We start from the raw sequence: 20147 nt of genomic DNA, 5'->3' as shown, positions 1-20147 counted from the left end.
GGACGTATAGGGTGTGACGCCTGCCCGGTGCTGGAAGATTAAATGATGGGGTGCAAGCTCTTGATTGAAGTCCCAGTAAACGGCGGCCGTAACTATAACGGTCCTAAGGTAGCGAAATTCCTTGTCGGGTAAGTTCCGACCTGCACGAATGGCGTAACGATGGCCACACTGTCTCCTCCAGAGACTCAGCGAAGTTGAAATGTTTGTGATGATGCAATCTCCCCGCGGAAAGACGGAAAGACCCCATGAACCTTTACTGTAGCTTTGTATTGGATTTTGAACGGATCTGTGTAGGATAGGTGGGAGGCTTTGAAGTGAGGACGCTAGTTCTCATGGAGCCGACGTTGAAATACCACCCTGGTGCGTTTGAGGTTCTAACCCAGGTCCCTTATCGGGATCGGGGACAGTGCATGGTAGGCAGTTTGACTGGGGCGGTCTCCTCCCAAAGCGTAACGGAGGAGTTCGAAGGTACGCTAGTTACGGTCGGACATCGTGACGATAGTGCAATGGCATAAGCGTGCTTAACTGCGAGACTGACAAGTCGAGCAGATGCGAAAGCAGGACATAGTGATCCGGTGGTTCTGTATGGAAGGGCCATCGCTCAACGGATAAAAGGTACTCTGGGGATAACAGGCTGATACCGCCCAAGAGTTCATATCGACGGCGGTGTTTGGCACCTCGATGTCGGCTCATCTCATCCTGGGGCTGTAGTCGGTCCCAAGGGTATGGCTGTTCGCCATTTAAAGAGGTACGTGAGCTGGGTTTAAAACGTCGTGAGACAGTTTGGTCCCTATCTTCCGTGGGCGCTGCAGATTTGAGGAAGCCTGCTCCTAGTACGAGAGGACCGGAGTGGACACACCTCTGGTGTATCGGTTGTCACGCCAGTGGCATTGCCGAGTAGCTAAGTGTGGAAGAGATAACCGCTGAAAGCATCTAAGCGGGAAACTCGTTTCAAGATGAGATCTGCCGGGGCCTTGAGCCCCCTGAAGAGTCGTTCAAGACCAGGACGTTGATAGGCTGGGTGTGGAAGCGCAGTAATGCGTTAAGCTAACCAGTACTAATTGCTCGTGAGGCTTGACCCTATAACTTTGATGACGTTGATCATCAAGGTGGTTATGCCAAGTAAGGCGCAGTCAAAATACAAAGCTGATTACAGACTCTATGAATTCGTTGTGTTGCTCACAAGAGCAGCATGACAACAAGTTATGCCTGATGACCATAGCAAGTTGGTACCACTCCTTCCCATCCCGAACAGGACAGTGAAACGACTTTGCGCCGATGATAGTGCGGGTTCCCGTGTGAAAGTAGGTCATCGTCAGGCTCTTACAGCCCAAGAAACCCCGTAGCCCAAAGCTACGGGGTTTTTTGCTTGTTTGCGCAGAATACCTGTTCCGGCCCTGCGCGATGTGCGTGCGCCATGGTGGGTGCGCCGGCTTGAAAGACCAACATGCAACTGCAAGACATTCTGTATTCCCAAGGCTTCGGTATCCGCCGCGTGTGCTCGGGCCTGGTCCAGCAGGGCTGGGTGGAACTGTGGGACACCGAGGCCAACGACTGGGTGCGTTGCCTCGACTCCACGCAGGACATCGATCCTGAAGGCCTGCGCTATCGCGTACAGGGCGTGGAGTGGGCCTATCACGCGCTGGGCTATGTGCTGCTGCACAAGCCGGCGGGCACGGAGTGCTCGCAAAAGCCTTCAACCTATCCGAGCATTTACTCGCTTTTGCCCATGCCGTTGCGCCAGCGCCCGAACAAGGGTGCCGTGCAGGGCGTGCAGGCCGTGGGCCGGCTGGACCAGGACACGACGGGCCTGCTGCTGCTCAGCGATGATGGCCAGTTCATCCACCGCATGAGTTCGCCCAAGAAGCACGTGCCCAAGGTCTACCGTGTGACCACCAAGCATGCCGTGGATGCGCGGCAGGTGCAGCGCCTGCTGGAGGGCGTGGTGCTCGATGACGACCCCAAGCCCGTCAAGGCGGCTGCCTGCGAGCAGGTGAGCGAGCATGTGCTGGACCTCACGCTGACCGAGGGCAAGTACCACCAGGTCAAGCGCATGATCGCCGCCGTTGGCAACCGCGTTGAAGGCCTGCACCGCTGGAAGATTGGCGAGCTGGAGCTCACCGAGGACCTGCAGCCGGGCCAGTGGCGCTGGCTGTCGGTCGAGGACCTGGCCAAGCTCAAGGCCAAGTGAAGCTCTCTTGTCGTTTCCCATGATGAATTCCTCTGAGCCGCGCCCAGGCTGGGCCCTGCTGTGCACGGCCTTCGATGCCCCCACGCCGTACGCACTGCGCATCCGGCAGGACGTGCTGATCGTCGTGGATGGCCGCGGCATGATCGACGCCGTGCTGGAGCGGAACGACCCTCGGCGCACGACCCTGGAGGCCTTGCATGCGGCAGCGGGCACGCTGAAGCGCCTGCCCGAGGGCCAGTACCTTTTGCCCGGCATGGTGGACCTGCATGTGCATGCGCCGCAGTGGCCGCAAAGCGGCAAGGCCCTGGATGTGCCGCTGGAAACCTGGCTGCAGGAGTACACCTTTCCCCTGGAAGCGCGCTACGGCGATGCCGGCTTTGCCACTTCGGTGTACGACAGCGTGGTGCGTACGCTGCTGGCCAATGGCACGACGACGGCCATGTACTTCGGCACCATCCACACCGTGGGCAACCAGGTGCTGGCCGAACGCTGCCTGGCCCTGGGCCAGCGCGCCCTGGTCGGCAAGGTGGCCATGGACGAGCCGTCGCAATGCCCTTCGTTCTACAAGGACGCCAGTGCCGCCGAAGGCATTGCCGAGACAGCGCGCTTCATCGACTGGCTGCGCCAGCATCCGGACAACGCGCAGCAGCGCGTGCTGCCGGCGATCACGCCGCGTTTCATTCCTTCGTGCACCGACGAGCTGCTGCGCGGCCTGGGTGACTTGGCTCGGCGCACCGGCGCCCATGTGCAGACGCATTGCTCCGAAAGCGACTGGGCCCACGCCCATGTGCTGGAACGCCAGGGCCGCACCGATGCGCATGCGCTGCATGATTTCGGCCTGCTCACGCGCCGCACGGTCGTGGCCCATGCCAACTTCCTCACGGCCGATGACGTGGCGCTGATGGCGCGCACGGGCGCCTCGGTGGCGCATTGCCCGCTATCCAACTTCTATTTCGCCAACAGCGTTTTCCCCGCGCGCAGCGGCCGCGAGCAGGGCCTGGGCATGGGACTGGCCACGGACATTTCGGGGGGCTACAGCCCCAGCATGTTCGACGCCTGCCGCCATGCCATGACAGCCTCGCTGGCCTTGCACGAAGGCGTGGATCCGGCGCAGACGGCCGCCCGGCGCGGCAGGGCGGGGCAGGGCGTGCAGGCCCGCATCGACCACGTCTTTGCACTGTGGCTGGCCACGGCGGCGGGTGGCGATGCGCTGGACCTTCCCATTGGCCGCATCGAGCCCGGCCATGCCATGGATGCCCTGGCCGTCGACTGCCTGGCGCCGGACTCCAATGTGCAGATCTGGCCCGAGCAGGACGGCCCGGCCGACATCCTGCAGAAGATCATCCACCATGCCACGCGTGCCAATGTGGCCTGCACCTGGGTGCAGGGCGCGTGCGTGCACCGGCGCCAGGCGTCCAGCCCCGCCTGAAGACCGGCTGCGTTTGCGCACTGGCTGTTTCCCGCGTTTTCCGCTCCATGACCGAACCGACCTCCTCCTACGAAGGGCGCCTGATCGCCCGCCCTGACGACCGCGTCACGCTCTCCCAGGCCCTGTTGCTGGGCCTGCAGCATGTGATGGCCATGGACGTGTATGTCGTGCCCTTCATCATTGCCTCGGCCCTGGCGCTGTCGCAGGCCGACGCGGCGTCCATGATCCAGTCCACCTTCCTCGCAGCGGGACTGGGCACGCTGATCCAGACGGCCTGGTGCATGCGCATGCCCGTGGCACAAGGGCCTTCCTACATTCCCCTGGGTGCCATCCTGGCCGTGGCCTTTGGCGCGGGCGGCGGCTTCGGCGGCATGGGAGCGGTCTATGGCGCGCTGATTCCGGGAGCGCTGATCGTCATTGCGCTGGGGGCGCTGGGCTGGTTCCACCGCGTGATCCGCTGGCTGGTGCCGCCCATCGTCGGCGGCACCATCATCCTCGTGGTGGGGCTGTCGCTGCTGCCGATTGCGTTGAGCGCCAACGTGTTCTCTGTCCACGGCGGCATGACGGTCAACCAGTCCATTGCGCTGGCTTCGGTATCGGCGGCGCTGCTGATTGCGGCCATGATGCTGGGCCTGCGCTTCGACAACCGGCTGGGCCGCTGGATGCGCCTGTCGTCGGTGATCATCGCGCTGGCTGGCGGCACGGCCGTCGCCTGGGGCATGGGGCTGTTTGCCTGGCAGCCCATTGCCGACGCGCCCTGGCTCACGCTGCCCAAGCTGGCGGGCATCGACTATCCGCTGCAGTTCTCGCTGCCCGCCGTGCTCACCTTCGTCGTGATCTACCTCGTGGTCATGGCGGAAACCACGGGCACGTGGTTCGCGGTCTCGGCCGTGATCAACCAGCCCATCACCAGCCGCCAGCTGGACCGTGGCGCCGTGGGCGAAGGCCTGAGCTGCAGCGTGGCCGCCCTGATAGGTGCCACGCCGGTCACCGGCTACTCCACCAACGCCGGCGTGATCTCCATCACCGGCGTGGCCAGCCGCATGGTTTTCATTGCAGCCGGCCTGGTGCTGGCCTGCCTGGGCTTCCTGGGCAAGTTCTCCGCACTGATCGCGGCCATTCCCTCGCCCGTGATCGGCGGCATGTTCGCCGTGGTCTGCGTGACCATTGCCATGGCGGGCATCCGCATCCTGCGCCATGTGCGCCTGGACGAGCGTGCCATGCTGGTGGTGGGCGTGCCCATCATCTGCTCCTTCTTTGCCACCCTGGCCCCCAAGGACTGGGTGCAGACCCTGCCGGACATGCTGCAGTACCTGCTGGGCTCGGCCGTGACCGTGGGCGCCATGGCCGCCATGGTGATGAGCCTCATCCTGCCGCGCGCGCAGGATGACGACGCCCCGGCCAGGGACCAGGTGGTCTGAACGCCGCAGGGCCTGCTTCCCGCAAATCCATGCAAAAAGGCCATGCGCAGTTGTTGCGCATGGCCTTTTTTGCTGGAAGAGGCGGGCAGGGCCGTGCGATTCAGCGCCGGTCCAGATCGTCGATGGAGGCGCTCCAGCGGCTGTCCCAGCTGCCGCGCTCGCGCACTTGGTCGATCTGGCGGCGGTCGCGCTTGGTGGGGCGGCCTTCGTGCTGGCTGGCGATGCTGCTGGCGGGCTCCGGAGCCAGCCGGCGCTGCTCTGCCAGCCGTTCGCGCTCGGCCAGGCTTTCGGCGGTTTCCTCGTACAGGGCCTGGGCCACGGGGGCGGGGCCCCGCATGCCTGAGAGGCCGCGGATGACCACGGTGCGCGGGACCTGGCCCTGGCGCAGGGCCACGGTGTCGCCGCAGCGCACCTCGCGCGCGGGCTTGACCAGGGCTCCGTTGACGGTGACGCGGCCCTTGCCGATTTCCTCCGTCGCCAGGCTGCGCGTCTTGTAGAAGCGCGCGCACCACAGCCATTTGTCCAGACGCATGGATTCGATATCGGTCATGGCGTTATTGTGCGCGCGGCGCGGGGTGCTTGCCAGTGGCCGGCTGCAGCGGAATCGCCACGTGCGCATGCAATCCGCAGACCAGGCCTTGCCGGTAGATGTTGCGCAGCTCGATGGCGCCGCCCAGCGTCTGCACGATCTCGTGGCAGATGGCCAGCCCCAGGCCCGAGCCGCTGCGCGCATTGCCGGCCGAAAATGGCTGGAACAGCCTCTGCGCCAGCTCGCTGTCTATGCCCGGCCCGCTGTCGCGCAGGCTGAGCACGGCCTGGCTGCCGGCCTGGTGCACGCTGATGTGCAGGCTGCCGGCCGCAGGCATGTGGCGTATGGCGTTGTGCAGCAGGTTGCGCGTGAGCTCGCGCAGCATCCATTCGTGGGCAGGAACGGGGCAGGGCTCCGTGTCTATGGAAAAGTCGATGTCCTGCTCCGCAATCAGCGGCGACAGTTCGATGGCCACGTCGCGCACCACTTCGTCCAGCAGGCTGGGCGCGGGCGATGCGGGCTCGGCGCTGTCTTCCTGGCGCAGCTGCTCGACCTTGGCCAGCGCCAGCATCTGGTTGGCCAGGCGCGTGGCGCGGTCCACGGTGGCGCCGATTTCCTCAAAGGCCTGCTCGGCCGGCACATCGCCGCGCTGGGCCGACTGCAGCTGTGCCTTGAGCACGGCCAGCGGTGTGCGCAGCTGGTGCGACGCGTCGCGCACAAAGCGCTTTTGGTCCGACAGCAGCTGGCGCAGCCGCAGCATGAGCTGGTTGATGGCCTCCAGCAGCGGCTGCAACTCGCGCGGTGCTGAGGGTGCCGACAGCGGGCTCAGGTCGCCGCGCGGGCGCGATCGCAGGTCGCTGCTGAGCCGGCGCACGGGCTGTGTGGCGCGCTGGACGACGAAGATCACGATCAGCGCCACGGCGGCCACCAGCAGGGCCTGCCGCGCCAGCGTGGTGCGCAGGATCTGCAGGGCCAGGGTCTCGCGCAGCTCCAGCGTCTCGGCCACCTGGATCACGGCCATGCCGCGCCCCTTGGCGCTGGCCACGGGCTGCAGCAGCACGGCCATGCGCACGGGCCGGCCGCGGAACTGCGCGTCATAGAAATCGACCAGGGCTGCGTAGGGCGGGCGCTGGGGGATGACGCCGTGCCACATGGGCAGCTCGCCAAAGCCCGACACCATTTCCCCGTCCAGCGTGGAGACGCGGTAGAACATGCGGCTCTGGTTGTCGGCCTCGAAGATCTCCAGCGCCGAGTAGGGAACGATGGCATGCAATTGGGCGGACTCGTCATAGCCCGTCACATCCAGCTGCTCGCTGATGCTCTTGGCCGATGCCAGCAACGTGCGGTCATAGGCCGTGTTCAGCGCAGCCAGCGTCTGGTGGTACAGGCTCCAGGTATTGAAGCCAATGAACAGAATGACGGGGACGAGAATGCCCGTCAGCAACTGGCGGCGCAGCGACCAGGGCTGGCGCGCGCGGGCGGGGGCGGGAAGGGGGAGACCGGGGTCGCGCATGGGCTTGCGGTGCAGGAATGCGGCAATGCCTCAGGCCGACTCGGCCTTGAGCAGATAGCCCAGGCCGCGCAGCGTGACCAGCTGCACGCCCGTGCCCGACAGCTTCTTGCGCAACCGGTAGGCGACGACTTCCACGGCTTCGTACTGCACGTCCGACTCGCCGGGAAACACCAGCGCGAACAGGCGCTCCTTGGCCACGGCATGGCCGGGGCGTGCCAGCAGGGCGTGCATCAGGGCCAGCTCGCGCGGCGTCAGCTCCATGATCTCGCCATCGCGGTGGATGGCGCCGCTGGCCTTGTCGTAGCGCAGCGCACCCATGGCGATGGTCTCGGGCGGCGGCTTGGGCGTGAAGCTGTCGCTGCTGCGGCGCAGCAGGGCGCGCAGCCGGGCCTCCAGCTCGTCGAGGTCGAAGGGCTTGGCCAGGTAGTCGTCGGCACCGGCGTTCAGGCCCAGCACCCGGTCGCCCACGGTGCCGCGCGCAGTCAGGATGAGCACGGGCGTGCGCAGGCCCTGGCCGCGCGCACGCTCCAGCACCTGCAGGCCGTCCAGGCCGGGCAGGCTCAAATCCAGCACCACGGCGTCGGGCTCGCGCACCAGCCACTGCGCCAGGGCCGACGGGCCGTCGGCCGCCGTCTCCACCTGGATGCCGCGCCGGATCAGCGTGCGCTGCAGCGTGGTGCGCATGGCGTTGTCATCTTCTACGAGCAGCAATTGCATGGGCCGGACGTTAGCACCGGGCGCGATGCAGGCCATCGTGGCGAGAGCGATCTAGGGATTCCCCTAGGGGTTTGGACAGCCATTTGACAGGTAGCGAACCGATCATCGACAGCCTTACAACACAAGGAGTCAAACCATGCGTCGTGATACTTTTCTGAAGTCGCTGGCCGCACTGGCCGCCGCAGGCAGCCTGCCGCTGTCTGCGCAGGCTGCGGCAGCCGTCAAGATGATGCTGCCGGCCAACCCCGGCGGCGGCTGGGACACCACGGGCCGTGCCCTGGGCAAGGCTTTGCAGGACGCTGGTCAGGCTGCTTCCGTCACCTATGACAACAAGGGTGGCGCCGCCGGCGCCATCGGCCTTGCGCAGTTCGTCAACGGCAGCAAGGGCGATCCCAACGCCATGATGGTCATGGGCGCCGTCATGCTGGGCGGCATCATCACGGGCAAGCCGCCCGTGAACCTCACGCAGGCCACGCCGCTGGCCCGCCTGACCAGCGAGTACAACGTCTTCGTGCTGCCCGCCAACTCGCCCTTCAAGAACATGGCCGAGGTGATCGCCCAGCTCAAGAAGGACCCGGGCTCCGTCAAGTGGGGCGGCGGCTCGCGCGGCTCCACCGAGCACATCGCGGCGGCCATGATTGCGCGTGAAGTCGGCGTCGATCCCTCCAAGATCAACTACGTGGCATTCCGTGGAGGCGGCGAGGCCATCTCCGCCATCCTGGGCGGCAACGTCACCGTGGGCGGCAGCGGCTACAGCGAGTTCGCCGAGTACATCGGCACCGGCAAGATGAAGCCCATCGGCGTGACCTCGGGCCAGCGCCTGAAGGGCGTGGACGTGCCCACGCTCAAAGAGCAGGGCATCAACGTGGAGATCGGCAACTGGCGCGGCGTGTACGGCGCGCCCGGCATCACCAAGGCACAGCGCGATGCGCTGGTCGCCATGATCGAGAAGGCCACCAAGAGCAAGGCCTGGGCCGAGGCGCTGCAGAAGAACGACTGGACGCCTGCATGGCTGGCCGGCGATGCCTTCGGCGAGTTCGTGGACCAGGAGTTCGCGAGCCTGCGCGCCACCATGGTCAAGTCCGGCATGGTGTGATCGAGCTGCTGCACCGGCCTCTTGCGGGGTCGGTGCAGCAACAGGCCCGCACTCCTGCGGGCCACGGCAGGCGCCAGTCGCAGCGCTTGCTTCAAGAAGCGGAAGATGCCCGCGCGCCGCGCCAGCGGCTCGCAGGCCCCGGCGGCTTAATTTTTTCCCTACGTCTGCAGCGGTGGCCGGCCCGGTCGCCGGTCCCGCTGCGGCCAGGAACTGACCATGTCCGAGTCCTCACAATCCAATCCACTTGCCACGGATGCCGCCCAGGCCGATGAGCCCAGCGGCTTTCCCTCGGTACGCGCGCAGATCATCGTCGGCTCCGGCGTGCTGCTTGTCGCCGCAGGCCTGGCCTTCGGCGCGCTGCAAATCCCTGGCGATGCCGGCTACGGCGGCGTCGGCCCCAATTTCCTGCCCTGGCTGTGTGCCTTGGTGCTCGCAGTCTGCGGCGCCTGGCTGGTCTGGGAGGCACGCACGGGCGGCTTTCGCGAAGCCTCTTGCGGGGGCGGCCACCCACGAGCCGACATCGGCGCCTTCGTCTGGGTGTCGACGGGCCTGCTGGTCAATGCCGTGCTGATCGGCACGGTGGGCTTCATCGTCAGCTGCACCGTCTGCTACGTGCTGGCCGTGCAGGGCCTGCGCCGTGCCGGCGGCCAGGCCCAGGCGGGCAAGCCCATCACCTGGGCCAAGGACGTGGTCACCGGGCTGCTGATCTCGGCGCCTGTGTTCTGGGCCTTCACGCAATTCCTGGCGATCAACCTGCCGGGCCTGACTGAGACGGGGTGGCTGTAATGGAAATCTTTGACGCACTGCTGGCGGGCTTTGCCACCGCCATCACTCCGGCCAACCTGCTGTGGGCCCTGGTCGGCTGCGCCCTGGGCACGGCCGTGGGCGTGCTGCCCGGCATCGGACCGGCCGTGGCCGTGGCCATGCTGCTGCCCATCACCGCCAAGGTCGATGTCACCGCCTCGATGATCTTCTTCGCGGGCATCTACTACGGCGCCATGTACGGCGGCTCCACCACCTCCATCCTGCTGAACACTCCCGGGGAGACCGCGAGCATGGTCACGGCCATGGAGGGCAACAAGATGGCCAAGAGCGGCCGCGCGGGCGCCGCGCTGGCCACCTCCGCCATCGGCTCCTTCGTGGCCGGCACCGTGGCCACCGTGGTCGTCACGCTGTTCGCGCCTTCGGTGGCCGACTTTGCCGTCAAGCTGGGCCCGCCCGAGTACTTCATGCTGATGGTGCTGGCCTTCACCACCGTGAGCGCCGTGCTGGGCCAGAGCGCATTGCGCGGCATGACGGCCCTGTTCCTGGGGCTGGCGCTGGGCTGCATCGGCATGGACCAGATCTCGGGCGCTGCGCGCTACACCATGGGCAAGATGGAACTGCTGGACGGCGTGGACATCGTGCTCGTGGCCGTGGGCCTGTTCGCCGTGGCCGAAGTGCTGTACGCCGCCATGTACGAAGGCAAGGTCGTCGATACGCAAAACAAGATGGGCCGCGTGCACATGACCGGCCGTGACTGGAAGCGTTCGTGGCCCGCGTGGCTGCGCGGCACCGTCATCGGCACGCCCTTCGGCTGCATTCCCGCCGGCGGCACCGAGATTCCGACCTTCCTGAGCTATGCCACCGAGAAGAAACTGGCCAAGGGCGAGGACCGTGCGGAGTTCGGCACCAAGGGCGCCATCGAGGGCGTGGCCGGCCCAGAGGCGGCCAACAACGCCACCGTGACCGCCGCGCTGATCCCGCTGCTGACCCTGGGCATTCCCACCAGCAACACCACGGCCGTGCTGCTGGGCGCCTTCCAGAACTACGGCATCAACCCCGGCCCGCAGCTGTTCAGCTCGTCCGCGGCCCTGGTCTGGGCGCTGATCGCCTCGCTGTACATCGGCAACCTGATGCTGCTGGTGCTCAACCTGCCCATGGTGGGCCTGTGGGTCAAGCTGCTCAAGATCCCGCGTCCTCAGCTGTACGCCGGCATCCTGATCTTCGCCACCGTGGGTGCCTACGGCATGCGCCAGAGCGCGTTCGACCTGTTCCTGCTGTACGGCATCGGCGTACTGGGCGTGATCATGCGCCGCTTCGACTTCCCCACCGCGCCCGTGGTGGTGGGCATGATCCTGGGCCCCCTGGCCGAGGCGCAGATGCGCAACGCCGTGTCCATCGGCGAAGGCAGCTGGTGGATCTTCCTGCAGCGCCCCATGTCGCTGACGCTGATCATCATCGTGGCCTGCGTGCTCATCGTGCCGCGCGTGCTCAAGCGCCTGCAGCCCAAGCCCTCGCCGCAGGCCACTGCCGGCTGACGCCAACCCGTTGCTAGCCGGCCCGTCGATGCTACGCATGGCGTCCACGGGCCCCTGACAGCCCCTGCCTTCCGAGGCAGGGGCTTTTTTCGTCAGCTGGTTGATGCCTTCCATTCACAGATAGTGTTCCAGCAGACCGTCTAGTCCCGCGCAGCCCTTGAATCCATGATCCAGCCATCGACAGACATCGGATTCCTTGCATGCGGCAACTTTTTCCATCGCTTTCCACGGCCTCGGGCGCGGCCCTTCTGGCGCTTGTGATTTCCACGCCAGCCATGGCGGATTCAACGGCGCCGGCGGGTTCGGCTGAAGCCTCCCACTGGGCTGCCACGTGGCAGGCCAGCCCGCAGCCGGTCTGGGGGGCGGATTTCCTCTTTCCCACCAATCTGCCCGCTGTGCTGCAGGACCAGACCGTGCGCCAGGTGGCACGCATCAGCCTGGGCGGGCCGCGCCTGCGCATCGTGCTGTCCAACGCCTACGGCGGCCAGCCTGTGACCGTGGGCAGGGCGACCGTGGCAAAGCCGTTGCCGGCAGGCGCCGTCGAGTCCGGCAGCCTGCAGGCCGTGACCTTTGGCGGCAGCGCGCAAGCCACCATTGCCGCAGGCGCATCCCTGGTCAGCGACCCTGTGGCCTTGCCGCTGGCCTCGCTGTCGCAGGTGGCCGTGAGCCTGTACCTGCCCGGTGCCACGCCTGTGCAGAGTTTTCACTGGGATGGGCGTCAGACCGGCTGGATCGTGGCGGGCGATCAGTCCGCTGCTGCGGCGCTGCGGACTTCGGCTCCTGGCACGCTCAGCAGCACGGCCCGCCCGCTGTTGGCGGGCATAGAGGTCGAGGCAGAAGCTGCGGCGCCGGTGGTGGCGGTGATGGGCGACTCCATCACCGACGGTGCCACGGCCAGCCTGGACAGGGACAGCCGCTGGCCGGATTTCCTGGCCGCGCGCCTTGCGCCGCACGGCGCGGCGGTGGTCAATGCCGGCATCTCGGGGGCGCGCCTGCTGTCCGATGGCATGGGCGAGCATGCCCTGGCGCGGCTGGAGCGTGATGTGCTGGCCCAGCCCGGTGTGCGCAGCCTCATCGTGCTGCTGGGCATCAACGATATTTCCTGGCCCGGCACGGCCTTTGCGCCGCGGGCGCAGCGCCCCACGCTGCAGGACATGGCAGAGGGCTATCGCCAGCTGGTTGCCAGGGCGCGCAGCCACGGCCTGCGCGTGATCGGCGCCACCTTGCCGCCTTTCGAGGGCGCCTTGCCAGGCACGCCGCTGGACGACTACTACCAGGACGGCAAGGACGACCTGCGGCGGCAGGTGAATGCATGGATACGGTTGGGCGGCGCCTTCGATGCCGTCATCGACTTCGACGCCGTGCTGCGCGACAGCGCCCACCCGGCACGCATGGCGGCGCGCTTCGACTCGGGCGACCACCTGCATCCTGGCGACGAAGGCAACCGCGCCATGGCCAACGCGGTAGACCTGAACGCCATACTGCCCGGCCTGCCGCAGCGCTAGTGCGTCGCGGCGGCGGGGGCTGGCTTCCATATAAAATGCAAATGGTTCTCATTTGTCATACGTCCCCGGCGTGCCTGCGCCCTGGGGCACAGGGAGGGGTACTGTGGCCGCCGCCGAGTTTGCGCTTCAGCAACAAGTCGAAATTCTCTACACCGATCACCACGGCTGGTTGCGCGGCCTGCTGCGCCGCAAGCTGGGCAATGCCTTTGATGCGGCCGATCTGGCGCACGACGTCTACCTGCAACTGCTGCGCACCGGCCGTGTTCCGCCGGCCGATGAGCGCCGCCGCCATCTCACCCAGATCGCCAACGGCCTGGTGATCGACCTGTACCGGCGCCGCCGCGTGGAGGCGGCCTACCTTGAAGCCCTGGCCCTGCTGCCCGAGCAGATGGCGCCCTCCGAGGAAGCCCGCGCCCTGGCGCTGGAGGCCCTGGTCGAGATCGATGCCGCGCTGAACGGCCTGCCGCCCAAGGCGCGCAAGGCCCTGCTGCTGTGCAAGCTCGACGGCATGGCCTACCGAGATATCGCGGCCGAGCTGGGCGTGTCCGTGTCCTCGGTGGAGAAATACATCGCTGCCGGCCTGCTGGCCTGCTACCAGGCGCTGCACGGCGCCGTGTGCTGAGTGGCCGGCATGTCTTCATCTCCGGCATCGGCCGCGTCAGCCGCATCCACTGACGCCTGCGCAACTGCGTCCGCCAGCGAGCCGCTGGAGCCGGCCATCGTCCAGCGCGCCGCCGAATGGATGGCACGCCTGTGGGCTGACGACGCCAGCGATGAAGACCGAGCCGCCTGCGCCCGCTGGCGTGCCGAGCATCCGCGGCACGAGCTGGCCTGGAGCCGGCTGCAGGCCTTTGACGACAAGCTGCGCAGCGTGCCCGGCGGCATCGCGCGGCATACGCTGGCGGACACCTCCGCTGCGTCGCCGGCGCCCCGGGGTCGCCGCAGTGCCATGCAGTTGCTGGGCCTCATGGCCACGGCCGGAGGCATTGCCCATGTGGTGCGCGGCACCGATGCATGGCAAATCGCCGCCGCCAGCCATGGCACGGCGCGCGGTGAAGTCCGAGAGATCACGCTGCCGGATGGCACGCAGGTGGTGCTGGCCTCGGCCTCGGCCATCGACCTGCGCTTTGACCATGCCGAACGCCTGATCCTGCTGCGCGCCGGCGAAATCCTCGTCACCACCGCGCCCGATCCGCAAAGCACACCGCGCCCGCTGCGCGTGCGCTCGCGCCACGGCACGGTGCAGGCCCTGGGCACGCGCTTCACGCTGCGCCAGGAAGATGAGCAGTCCCGCATGGCCGTGTTCGAGGGCGCGGTGGAGGTGCGTCCTGCCAGGGCGCCGGGCCAGGTGGTGCGCGTGGATGCGGGGCAGGGCGCCGTCTTCTCCGGCGATCTGGCCCAGCCCCCGGTGGCCGCGCAGGAAAGCGCCGCCGCCTGGGCGCGCGGCGTGCTGGTGGCCGACAACATGCCGCTGGGCGAGCTGGTGGCCGAACTGGCGCGCTACCGCACAGGCCTGCTGCGCTGCGACCCACAGGTGGCCGGCCTGCGCGTCACGGGCGTGTTCTCGTTGCGCGACACCGACCGCGCCCTGCACAACCTGGCCCTGGGCCTGCCCGTGCAGGTGGTCTCGCGCACGCGCTACTGGGTCACGGTGCAGGCGGCGGGCTGAGGCTTCTTTCATCGCGGCGCCTTCCCCGTCTCTCGGAATCCGTTACCGGCTGATTCAACTTTCTGCCCCTGGGGATTGAGGGTTTGGCGTTCTCGTTCGGAAGACAGGCAAGAGCCCTTGTTTTCTGTTCTTTTCTGATCCGCCATGCCTTCCAGGAGAACCCATGCACTCACCCGAGGCCGATGACGCCCAGGCCGGCCCCGGCCCCATTGCGCAGACGCTGCAGCCCATCCGCGCGCAGCTTGTTCTTGCCGCGCTGCTGTCGTTTGCGGGCGCCGTGCTGGCGCTGGCGCCGCTGGCCGGCATCGCCCATATCGCGCGGCTGGCGCTGGCCGATGGCGGCATGGTGGCGGCAGATGCCTGGCGCGTCATCGCGCTGTGCCTTGTCTGCCTGTTCGCGGGCATGGCCCTGGTGTCGGCGGGCGAGCTGGTTGCCCATCTGGCCGACAACCGCCTCACCCACGGGCTGCGCCTGTCGGCCATGCAGCGGCTGGCGCGTGTGCCGCTGGGCTGGTTCACCGAGCGGGCCTCGGGCCAGGTCAAGCAGGCCATGCAGGACGACGTGGCCACCCTGCACGAGCTGACCGCGCACTTCTACACCACGGTGGGGCGCGGCGCGGGCACGGTGGCCGCTTCTGCGGTCTACCTGGTGGCCATGGACTGGCGCATGGCCCTGGTCTCGGCCCTGCCGTTCGGCATCTTCTTTCTGGTGATGCGCCATGCCATGCAGGCCAGCAGTGCCCACATGCCGGCCTTTGGCGCGGGACTGGCGCGCATCAACAACGCGGTGGTGGAGTTCGTGCACGGCATTCCCGTGGTCAAGGCCTTTGGCGCCAGCGGGCGCGCCCATGGCAGCTACCGCGAGGCCGTCGATGGCTTTACCGATGCCTTCCTCGGCTTTGCGCGTCCGCTGGTGTCGGCGCGCGCCAATGCCAATGCGCTGATCGCGCCCGTGGCCGTGCTGGGGGTGGTGCTGGCCTTTGGCACGCTGTTCACGGCCCTGGGCTGGATGGCGCCCGTGGACGTGCTGCCCTTTGCCCTGGTGGCGCCGGGCATCAGCGCGCCGCTGCAGCTGCTCAGCTTCAACCTGCATGCGCTCAACCACGCCACGGGCGCCGCCCAGCGCGTGCAGGCGCTGCTGCGCACGCCCGTGCTGGAGCAACCGGCCGCCGATCAATGCAGGCTGCCCCAAGGCTGCGAAGTCCGCTTCGAAGGCGTGGGCCATGCCTACGAGGCGGGGCATGACGTGCTCAAGGGCATGGATTTCACGCTCAGGCCCGGCACGGTGACCGCCGTGGTCGGTGCCTCGGGCGCGGGCAAGTCCACGCTCGCCCGGCTGCTGCTGCGCTTCTTTGACCCGAACGAAGGGCGCATCACGCTGGGCGGGGTGGACCTGCGGCAGATCGAGACCGCACAGCTGTACCGCCACCTGGCCTTTGTGCTGCAGGACGTGCGCCTGGTGCATGCCAGCGTGCGCGAGAACATCGCACTGGGCCGGCCCTCGGCCAGCGCGCAGGAGGTGGAAGAGGCGGCGCGCGCCGCCCACATCCATGAACGCATCCTGGCGCTGCCGCGCGGCTATGACTCGGTGATCGGCGAAGACGCCCAGCTGTCCGGCGGCGAACAGCAGCGCCTGAGCATTGCGCGCGCCGTACTGCTGGACGCGCCCGTGCTGGTGCTGGACGAACCCACGGCCGCTGCCGATGCCGAGAGCGAGGCTGCCATCCAGCAGGCCCTGTCGCGCCTGGCCGCCGGACGCACCCTGCTGGTCATCGCCCACCGGCTGGACACCGTCATGCATGCGGACCAGATCCTGGTGGTGGAAGGCGGAGTCATCCGCGAGCGCGGCCGCCATGCCGAGCTGCTGGCGCTGGGCGGACGCTACGCACGGCTGTGGGCGCTGGGCGGGTACGAGTCACAGCCCTCCCAATCCCTGCCTTCCACCCCCGCCCTGGCCCCGGAGCTGCCCCCATGCTGAAGACCCTGATGCAACTGCTGGGCGACGACGCCCGGCTTTTCCGCCGCTATGCCTGCATGGCCGTGCTGCATGGCCTGCTCAGCGGCCTGGTTGTCACCGCTCTTGTGCCCGTGCTGTCGAGCCTGCTGGCAGGCGATACGCGCGGCGCCGCAGCCTGGCTGGCCGTGCTGCTGGCGGGCGTGGTGCTGTGCTGGGCCTGGCAGCGCCAGGTGGAAAAAGCCGGCCTGGGCCTGGGCGCCGCCGTTCTGCGCGTGGCGCGCCATCGGCTTGGGGACCATGTGGCCCGCCTGCCCGTGGGATGGTTCACCCCCGAGAACACGGCCCGGCTCAACCACGTCGTTTCGCAGGGAATGATGGAAGTGGCCCAGCTGCCGGCCCATGTGTTCACGCCCGTGTTCAGCGGCGCCGTGGCGCCCGTTGCCGTGGTGGCCGCGCTGTGTGCCATGGACTGGCGCATGGGCCTGATTGCGCTGCTGGCGCTGCCGCTGCTGGCCGGCGTGCTGCTGGTCACCGCGCACCTGGGCCGCCGTGCCGACGAACGCCTGCAGCGCAGCATGGCCGGCGCCAGCCAGCGCATGGTGGAGTTTGCGCAGGCGCAGTCCGTGCTGCGCGCCTTCAATGGCGAAGGCGGCGGCACGCGCTGGCTGGAGCAGGCCCTGGGCCGGCAGCGCGCATCGGGCGCGCAGTCCATTCGCCTGGCGGCGCTGTCGGGCGTGCTCAATGGCTGGGCCGTGCAGGCCGTGTTTGCGGCCCTGCTGGTGGCCGGCGCGCTGTGGCTGGACGAGCGCCTGGGCGGCGTTGCAGCACAGGGCATGGGCATGGGAATGGAAGCCGCCATCCCCGTGATCGTGGCCCTGCTGCTGGCCTGCCGCCATGTCGATCCGCTGCTGGAGGTGGCCGGCTACGCCGACTCGCTGCGCGCTGCGCGCGTGCAGCTCGATGCCGTGCGCGACATCCTCGCGGTCCAGCCGCTGCCCGAGCCTGCCGTGCCCCAGGCGCCGCGCGATGCCTCGGTGGAGCTGCGCGATGTGGTGTTCCGCTACGCGCCGGGCCAGCCCGAGGTGCTGCGCGGCCTGAGCCTGCGCGTGGAGCCGGGCTCGATGACGGCGCTGGTGGGGGCCTCGGGCTCTGGCAAGTCGTCCGTGCTGCGGCTGGTCGCACGCTTTTTCGATGTGCAGCAGGGCAGCGTTCTGGTGGGCGGCATCGACGTGCGCCAGATCGCGGGCGAGCGGCTGGCAGGGCAGATCAGCCAGATCTTCCAGGACAGCTACCTTTTCCAGGGCTCCATTGCCGACAACATCCGCATGGGCCGCCCGCAGGCCAGCGATGCCGAGGTGATGGAAGCCGCCCGCCAGGCCGGCGTGGCCGAAATCATCGAGCGCCTGCCGCAGGGCCTGGACACGCCGGTGGGCGAGGGCGGGGCGCGCCTGTCGGGCGGCGAGCGCCAGCGCATCGCCATTGCCCGCGCGCTCATCAAGGATGCGCCCATTTTGCTGATCGATGAGGCCACGGCCGCGCTGGATGCCGAGAACCAGGCCGCCATCGCCCAGGCGCTGGCGCGGCTGCGCGGCCGGCGCACGCTGATCGTGATTGCCCACCAGCTGTCCACCGTGGCCATGGCCGACCAGATCATCGTGCTGGACCAGGGCCGCGTCAGCGAGCAGGGCACGCCGCAGCAGCTGGCACAGGCGCCGGGCCTGTACGCGCGCTTTCTGGCGCGGCGGCGCGCCGCCAAGGGCTGGCGCATTGCGGGAACGCGCACGGCAGCGGGCACGGGCACGGGTGAGGACCTCCGTTGAGCGAGCCTGCGAAGCCAAAGACAGGGACGCAGGTCCCGCGCCTGGCGCCGTGGCTGCTGCCCTTTGCCGCGCTGTGCTGCGCGTCCGTGCTCACCGGCGCGCGGCAGGTGGAATGGGGGCAACTGCTGTCGCTGTCGGGCGATGCCTGGCTTACCCTCACGGCCAGCCGCCTGCCGCGCCTGGCAGCGCTGGTGCTCACGGGGGTGGGGCTGTCGGTGTGCGGCGTCGTACTGCAGCAGATCGTGCAGAACCGATTTGTGGAGCCTGCCACCTGTGGGGGGCTGGATGCGGCCAAGCTGGGCATTCTGGTGTCGCTGACGGTGGCGCCCGCCTCGGCCTTCACCTCGGGCGCGTGGGGCGTGGCCTGGCGCATGGTGTTCGCGCTGGTGTTCTGCCTGGGCGCCAGCCTGCTGTACGTGGCCATCATCCGCCGCATGCGCCTGCGCAACCTGGTGCTGGTGCCCGTGGTGGGCCTGATGTACGGCAGCGTGCTCAGCGCCATTGCCGAGTTCCATGCCTTTCGCCACAACCTGCTGCAAAGCATGCAGGGCTGGCTGCTGGGCGACTTCTCGCGCATTGTGCAGGGCCACTACGAGATCATCTACCTCATCGTGCCCATCGTGGTGCTGACCTATGCGTTTGCGCACCGCTTCACCGTGCTGGGCATGGGCGAGGGCATGGCCACCAGCCTGGGGCTGAGCTATCCGGCGCTGGCCACGCTGGGCCTGGTGCTGGTGGCGGTCACCGTCTCGGCCACGGTCATCACCGTGGGCGCCATTCCCTTCGTGGGCCTGGTCATTCCCAACCTGGTGGCCATGCGATGCGGCGAGAACCTGGGCCGCACCCTGCCCATCGTCGCGCTCAGCGGCGCCTCGCTGCTACTGGCCTGCGACATCGTGGGCCGGCTGATCATGCACCCCTTCGAGGTGCCGATCGGCCTGACGGCGGGTAGCGTGGGCGGCGTGCTGTTCCTCGTGCTCATCCTGCGCAGAAGGCCGTGATGCGCAAGGCCTTGCCTCACACCACCGCGTGGATTGCGGCTGCCTTGGTGGTGGCCGCGCTGGCGGCCTGCTTCGTGCTGCTGGGCTCGGGGCTGGACTTCGGCTACGTCATTGCACGGCGGCTGACGCGGCTGTCGGCCATCGTCATCGGCGGCATCTGCATTGCGCTGTCGTCCATCGTCTTCCAGACGCTTGCGGGCAACCGCATCCTCACCCCCGCCATCATGGGTTATGAGGCGGTCTACCTGCTGCTGCAGGCGCTGCTGGTGCTGGCCATGGGCGTGCAAAGCCTGGTGGTGCTGGGCCCCAGCGGCAACTTCTGGCTGTCGGTGGCCTGCATGCTGGGCTACTCCTGGGCCCTGCACCGCTGGCTGCTGGGCGGGGGGCGCGACAACGTGTACTTCCTGCTGCTGCTGGGCCTGGTGCTGGGCATGGTGATAGGCACCTTCACGCAGTTCGTGCAGCTGCGCATCAGCCCGGGCGAATTCTCGGTGCTGCAGGGCTACAGCTACACCTCGTTCAACCGCGCCCGGCCCGCGCAGCTGCTGTGGTCGGCGCTGATCGTGGCCGTGGCCTGCGTGATCGTGCGGCGCAGCCTGCCCGTGCTGGACGTGCTGGCCCTGGGGCGCGAGCAGGCCATCTCGCTGGGCGTGCACTACCAGCGCCAGCTGCGCCTGCAGCTGGCGCTGATTGCCGCGCTGGTGGCGGTGTCCACCAGCCTGCTGGGGCCCACGGCCTTCATGGGCATCTTCGTGGCCCACATCAGCTATGCGCTGGCGGGCACGGCGCGCCACCGGGTCACGCTGCCGCTGGGCTGCGCCGTGGCCGTGTCCATCTTCCTCGCGGCGCAACTGGCGGTGGAGCATGTCTTCAACTACCGCACCTCGGTGGGCATCCTCGTCAACCTGGTGTGCGGCAGCTACTTCCTCGCGCTCATGGTGCGCGGGCGCGGCCGGGCCTGAGCCGAGCACCGGCGCCACCAAAAACACCCAACGCAAT

Annotated in this window: 16 protein-coding genes and 2 rRNA genes (1 of these 18 running past the window's edge); 15 read left to right on the top strand and 3 right to left on the bottom strand. The window is 67.9% G+C overall.

The window, feature by feature from the left end:
• The 5 genes from G4D77_RS06350 to G4D77_RS06330 form a co-directional block, all read left to right on the top strand.
• Positions 1 to 1082 (top strand): 23S ribosomal RNA (locus G4D77_RS06350); it begins 1794 nt to the left of the window's first position.
• 126 nt (positions 1083 to 1208) lie between these two features.
• Positions 1209 to 1321 (top strand): 5S ribosomal RNA (gene rrf / locus G4D77_RS06345).
• Between the two features lie 126 nt (positions 1322 to 1447).
• Entirely contained in the window at positions 1448 to 2191 is a 744-nt protein-coding gene (locus tag G4D77_RS06340) for a 16S rRNA pseudouridine(516) synthase (protein WP_016454025.1), read from the top strand.
• Positions 2192 to 2210: 19 nt separating this feature from the next.
• Positions 2211 to 3620: a guanine deaminase gene (gene guaD, locus G4D77_RS06335; protein ID WP_154834845.1), complete on the top strand. Its 1410-nt coding sequence runs from the start codon at positions 2211 to 2213 to the stop codon at positions 3618 to 3620.
• Positions 3621 to 3667: 47 nt separating this feature from the next.
• A complete protein-coding gene (locus tag G4D77_RS06330; protein ID WP_154834844.1) occupies positions 3668 to 5041 on the top strand; it encodes a uracil-xanthine permease family protein in 1374 nt (457 codons plus the stop codon).
• 100 nt (positions 5042 to 5141) lie between these two features.
• Here the strand turns inward: G4D77_RS06330 and G4D77_RS06325 are convergent, their stop codons facing one another.
• The 3 genes from G4D77_RS06325 to G4D77_RS06315 are packed head-to-tail and all read right to left on the bottom strand — an operon-like array spanning position 5142 to position 7836.
• On the bottom strand, positions 5142 to 5591 hold the full coding sequence (locus tag G4D77_RS06325; protein WP_016449644.1) for an RNA-binding S4 domain-containing protein: 450 nt from the start codon (positions 5589 to 5591) through the stop codon (positions 5142 to 5144).
• 4 nt (positions 5592 to 5595) lie between these two features.
• A complete protein-coding gene (locus tag G4D77_RS06320) occupies positions 5596 to 7083 on the bottom strand; it encodes a sensor histidine kinase (protein WP_213757930.1) in 1488 nt (495 codons plus the stop codon).
• 30 nt (positions 7084 to 7113) lie between these two features.
• Positions 7114 to 7836 (bottom strand): response regulator transcription factor, encoded by a 723-nt coding sequence (locus G4D77_RS06315; protein WP_016449642.1) that lies wholly within the window; start codon positions 7834 to 7836, stop codon positions 7114 to 7116.
• 100 nt (positions 7837 to 7936) lie between these two features.
• On the opposite strand from G4D77_RS06315, the gene G4D77_RS06310 reads away from it, so the two are divergent.
• The 10 genes from G4D77_RS06310 to G4D77_RS06265 all read left to right on the top strand — a co-directional run bounded on the left by G4D77_RS06310 (position 7937) and on the right by G4D77_RS06265 (position 20110).
• Positions 7937 to 8896, top strand: coding sequence for a Bug family tripartite tricarboxylate transporter substrate binding protein (locus G4D77_RS06310; protein ID WP_016449641.1), 960 nt, complete (start codon positions 7937 to 7939; stop codon positions 8894 to 8896).
• Between the two features lie 216 nt (positions 8897 to 9112).
• Positions 9113 to 9682 carry a tripartite tricarboxylate transporter TctB family protein gene (locus G4D77_RS06305; RefSeq protein ID WP_154834842.1) on the top strand — a complete coding sequence of 190 codons (570 nt, stop codon included), beginning with the start codon at positions 9113 to 9115 and terminating at the stop codon, positions 9680 to 9682.
• Positions 9682 to 11196 carry a tripartite tricarboxylate transporter permease gene (locus tag G4D77_RS06300; protein ID WP_016449639.1) on the top strand — a complete coding sequence of 505 codons (1515 nt, stop codon included), beginning with the start codon at positions 9682 to 9684 and terminating at the stop codon, positions 11194 to 11196. Before G4D77_RS06305 ends, G4D77_RS06300 begins: the two co-directional genes overlap by 1 nt.
• A gap of 200 nt (positions 11197 to 11396) precedes the next feature.
• Positions 11397 to 12701 (top strand): SGNH/GDSL hydrolase family protein, encoded by a 1305-nt coding sequence (locus G4D77_RS06295; RefSeq protein WP_154834840.1) that lies wholly within the window; start codon positions 11397 to 11399, stop codon positions 12699 to 12701.
• 103 nt (positions 12702 to 12804) lie between these two features.
• Entirely contained in the window at positions 12805 to 13323 is a 519-nt protein-coding gene (locus G4D77_RS06290; protein ID WP_016449637.1) for a sigma-70 family RNA polymerase sigma factor, read from the top strand.
• A gap of 9 nt (positions 13324 to 13332) precedes the next feature.
• Positions 13333 to 14370: a FecR domain-containing protein gene (locus tag G4D77_RS06285; protein ID WP_154834839.1), complete on the top strand. Its 1038-nt coding sequence runs from the start codon at positions 13333 to 13335 to the stop codon at positions 14368 to 14370.
• A 163-nt stretch (positions 14371 to 14533) separates the two neighbouring features.
• Positions 14534 to 16348: an ABC transporter ATP-binding protein gene (locus G4D77_RS06280; protein ID WP_154834838.1), complete on the top strand. Its 1815-nt coding sequence runs from the start codon at positions 14534 to 14536 to the stop codon at positions 16346 to 16348.
• Positions 16342 to 18147, top strand: a complete 1806-nt coding sequence (locus tag G4D77_RS06275; protein WP_154834837.1) for an ABC transporter ATP-binding protein — start codon at positions 16342 to 16344, stop codon at positions 18145 to 18147. Before G4D77_RS06280 ends, G4D77_RS06275 begins: the two co-directional genes overlap by 7 nt.
• Positions 18144 to 19148 carry an ABC transporter permease gene (locus G4D77_RS06270; RefSeq protein WP_016449633.1) on the top strand — a complete coding sequence of 335 codons (1005 nt, stop codon included), beginning with the start codon at positions 18144 to 18146 and terminating at the stop codon, positions 19146 to 19148. The genes G4D77_RS06275 and G4D77_RS06270 overlap by 4 nt, the downstream gene beginning before the upstream one ends.
• Positions 19148 to 20110, top strand: coding sequence for an iron chelate uptake ABC transporter family permease subunit (locus tag G4D77_RS06265; protein ID WP_016454036.1), 963 nt, complete (start codon positions 19148 to 19150; stop codon positions 20108 to 20110). The genes G4D77_RS06270 and G4D77_RS06265 overlap by 1 nt, the downstream gene beginning before the upstream one ends.
• Positions 20111 to 20147 lie beyond the last annotated feature (37 nt).

This window comes from Delftia sp. WY8, assembly GCF_018437695.1.
Classification (GTDB): domain Bacteria; phylum Pseudomonadota; class Gammaproteobacteria; order Burkholderiales; family Burkholderiaceae_C; genus Comamonas; species Comamonas tsuruhatensis.
This window is presented reverse-complemented; position numbering and strand designations above follow the sequence as displayed.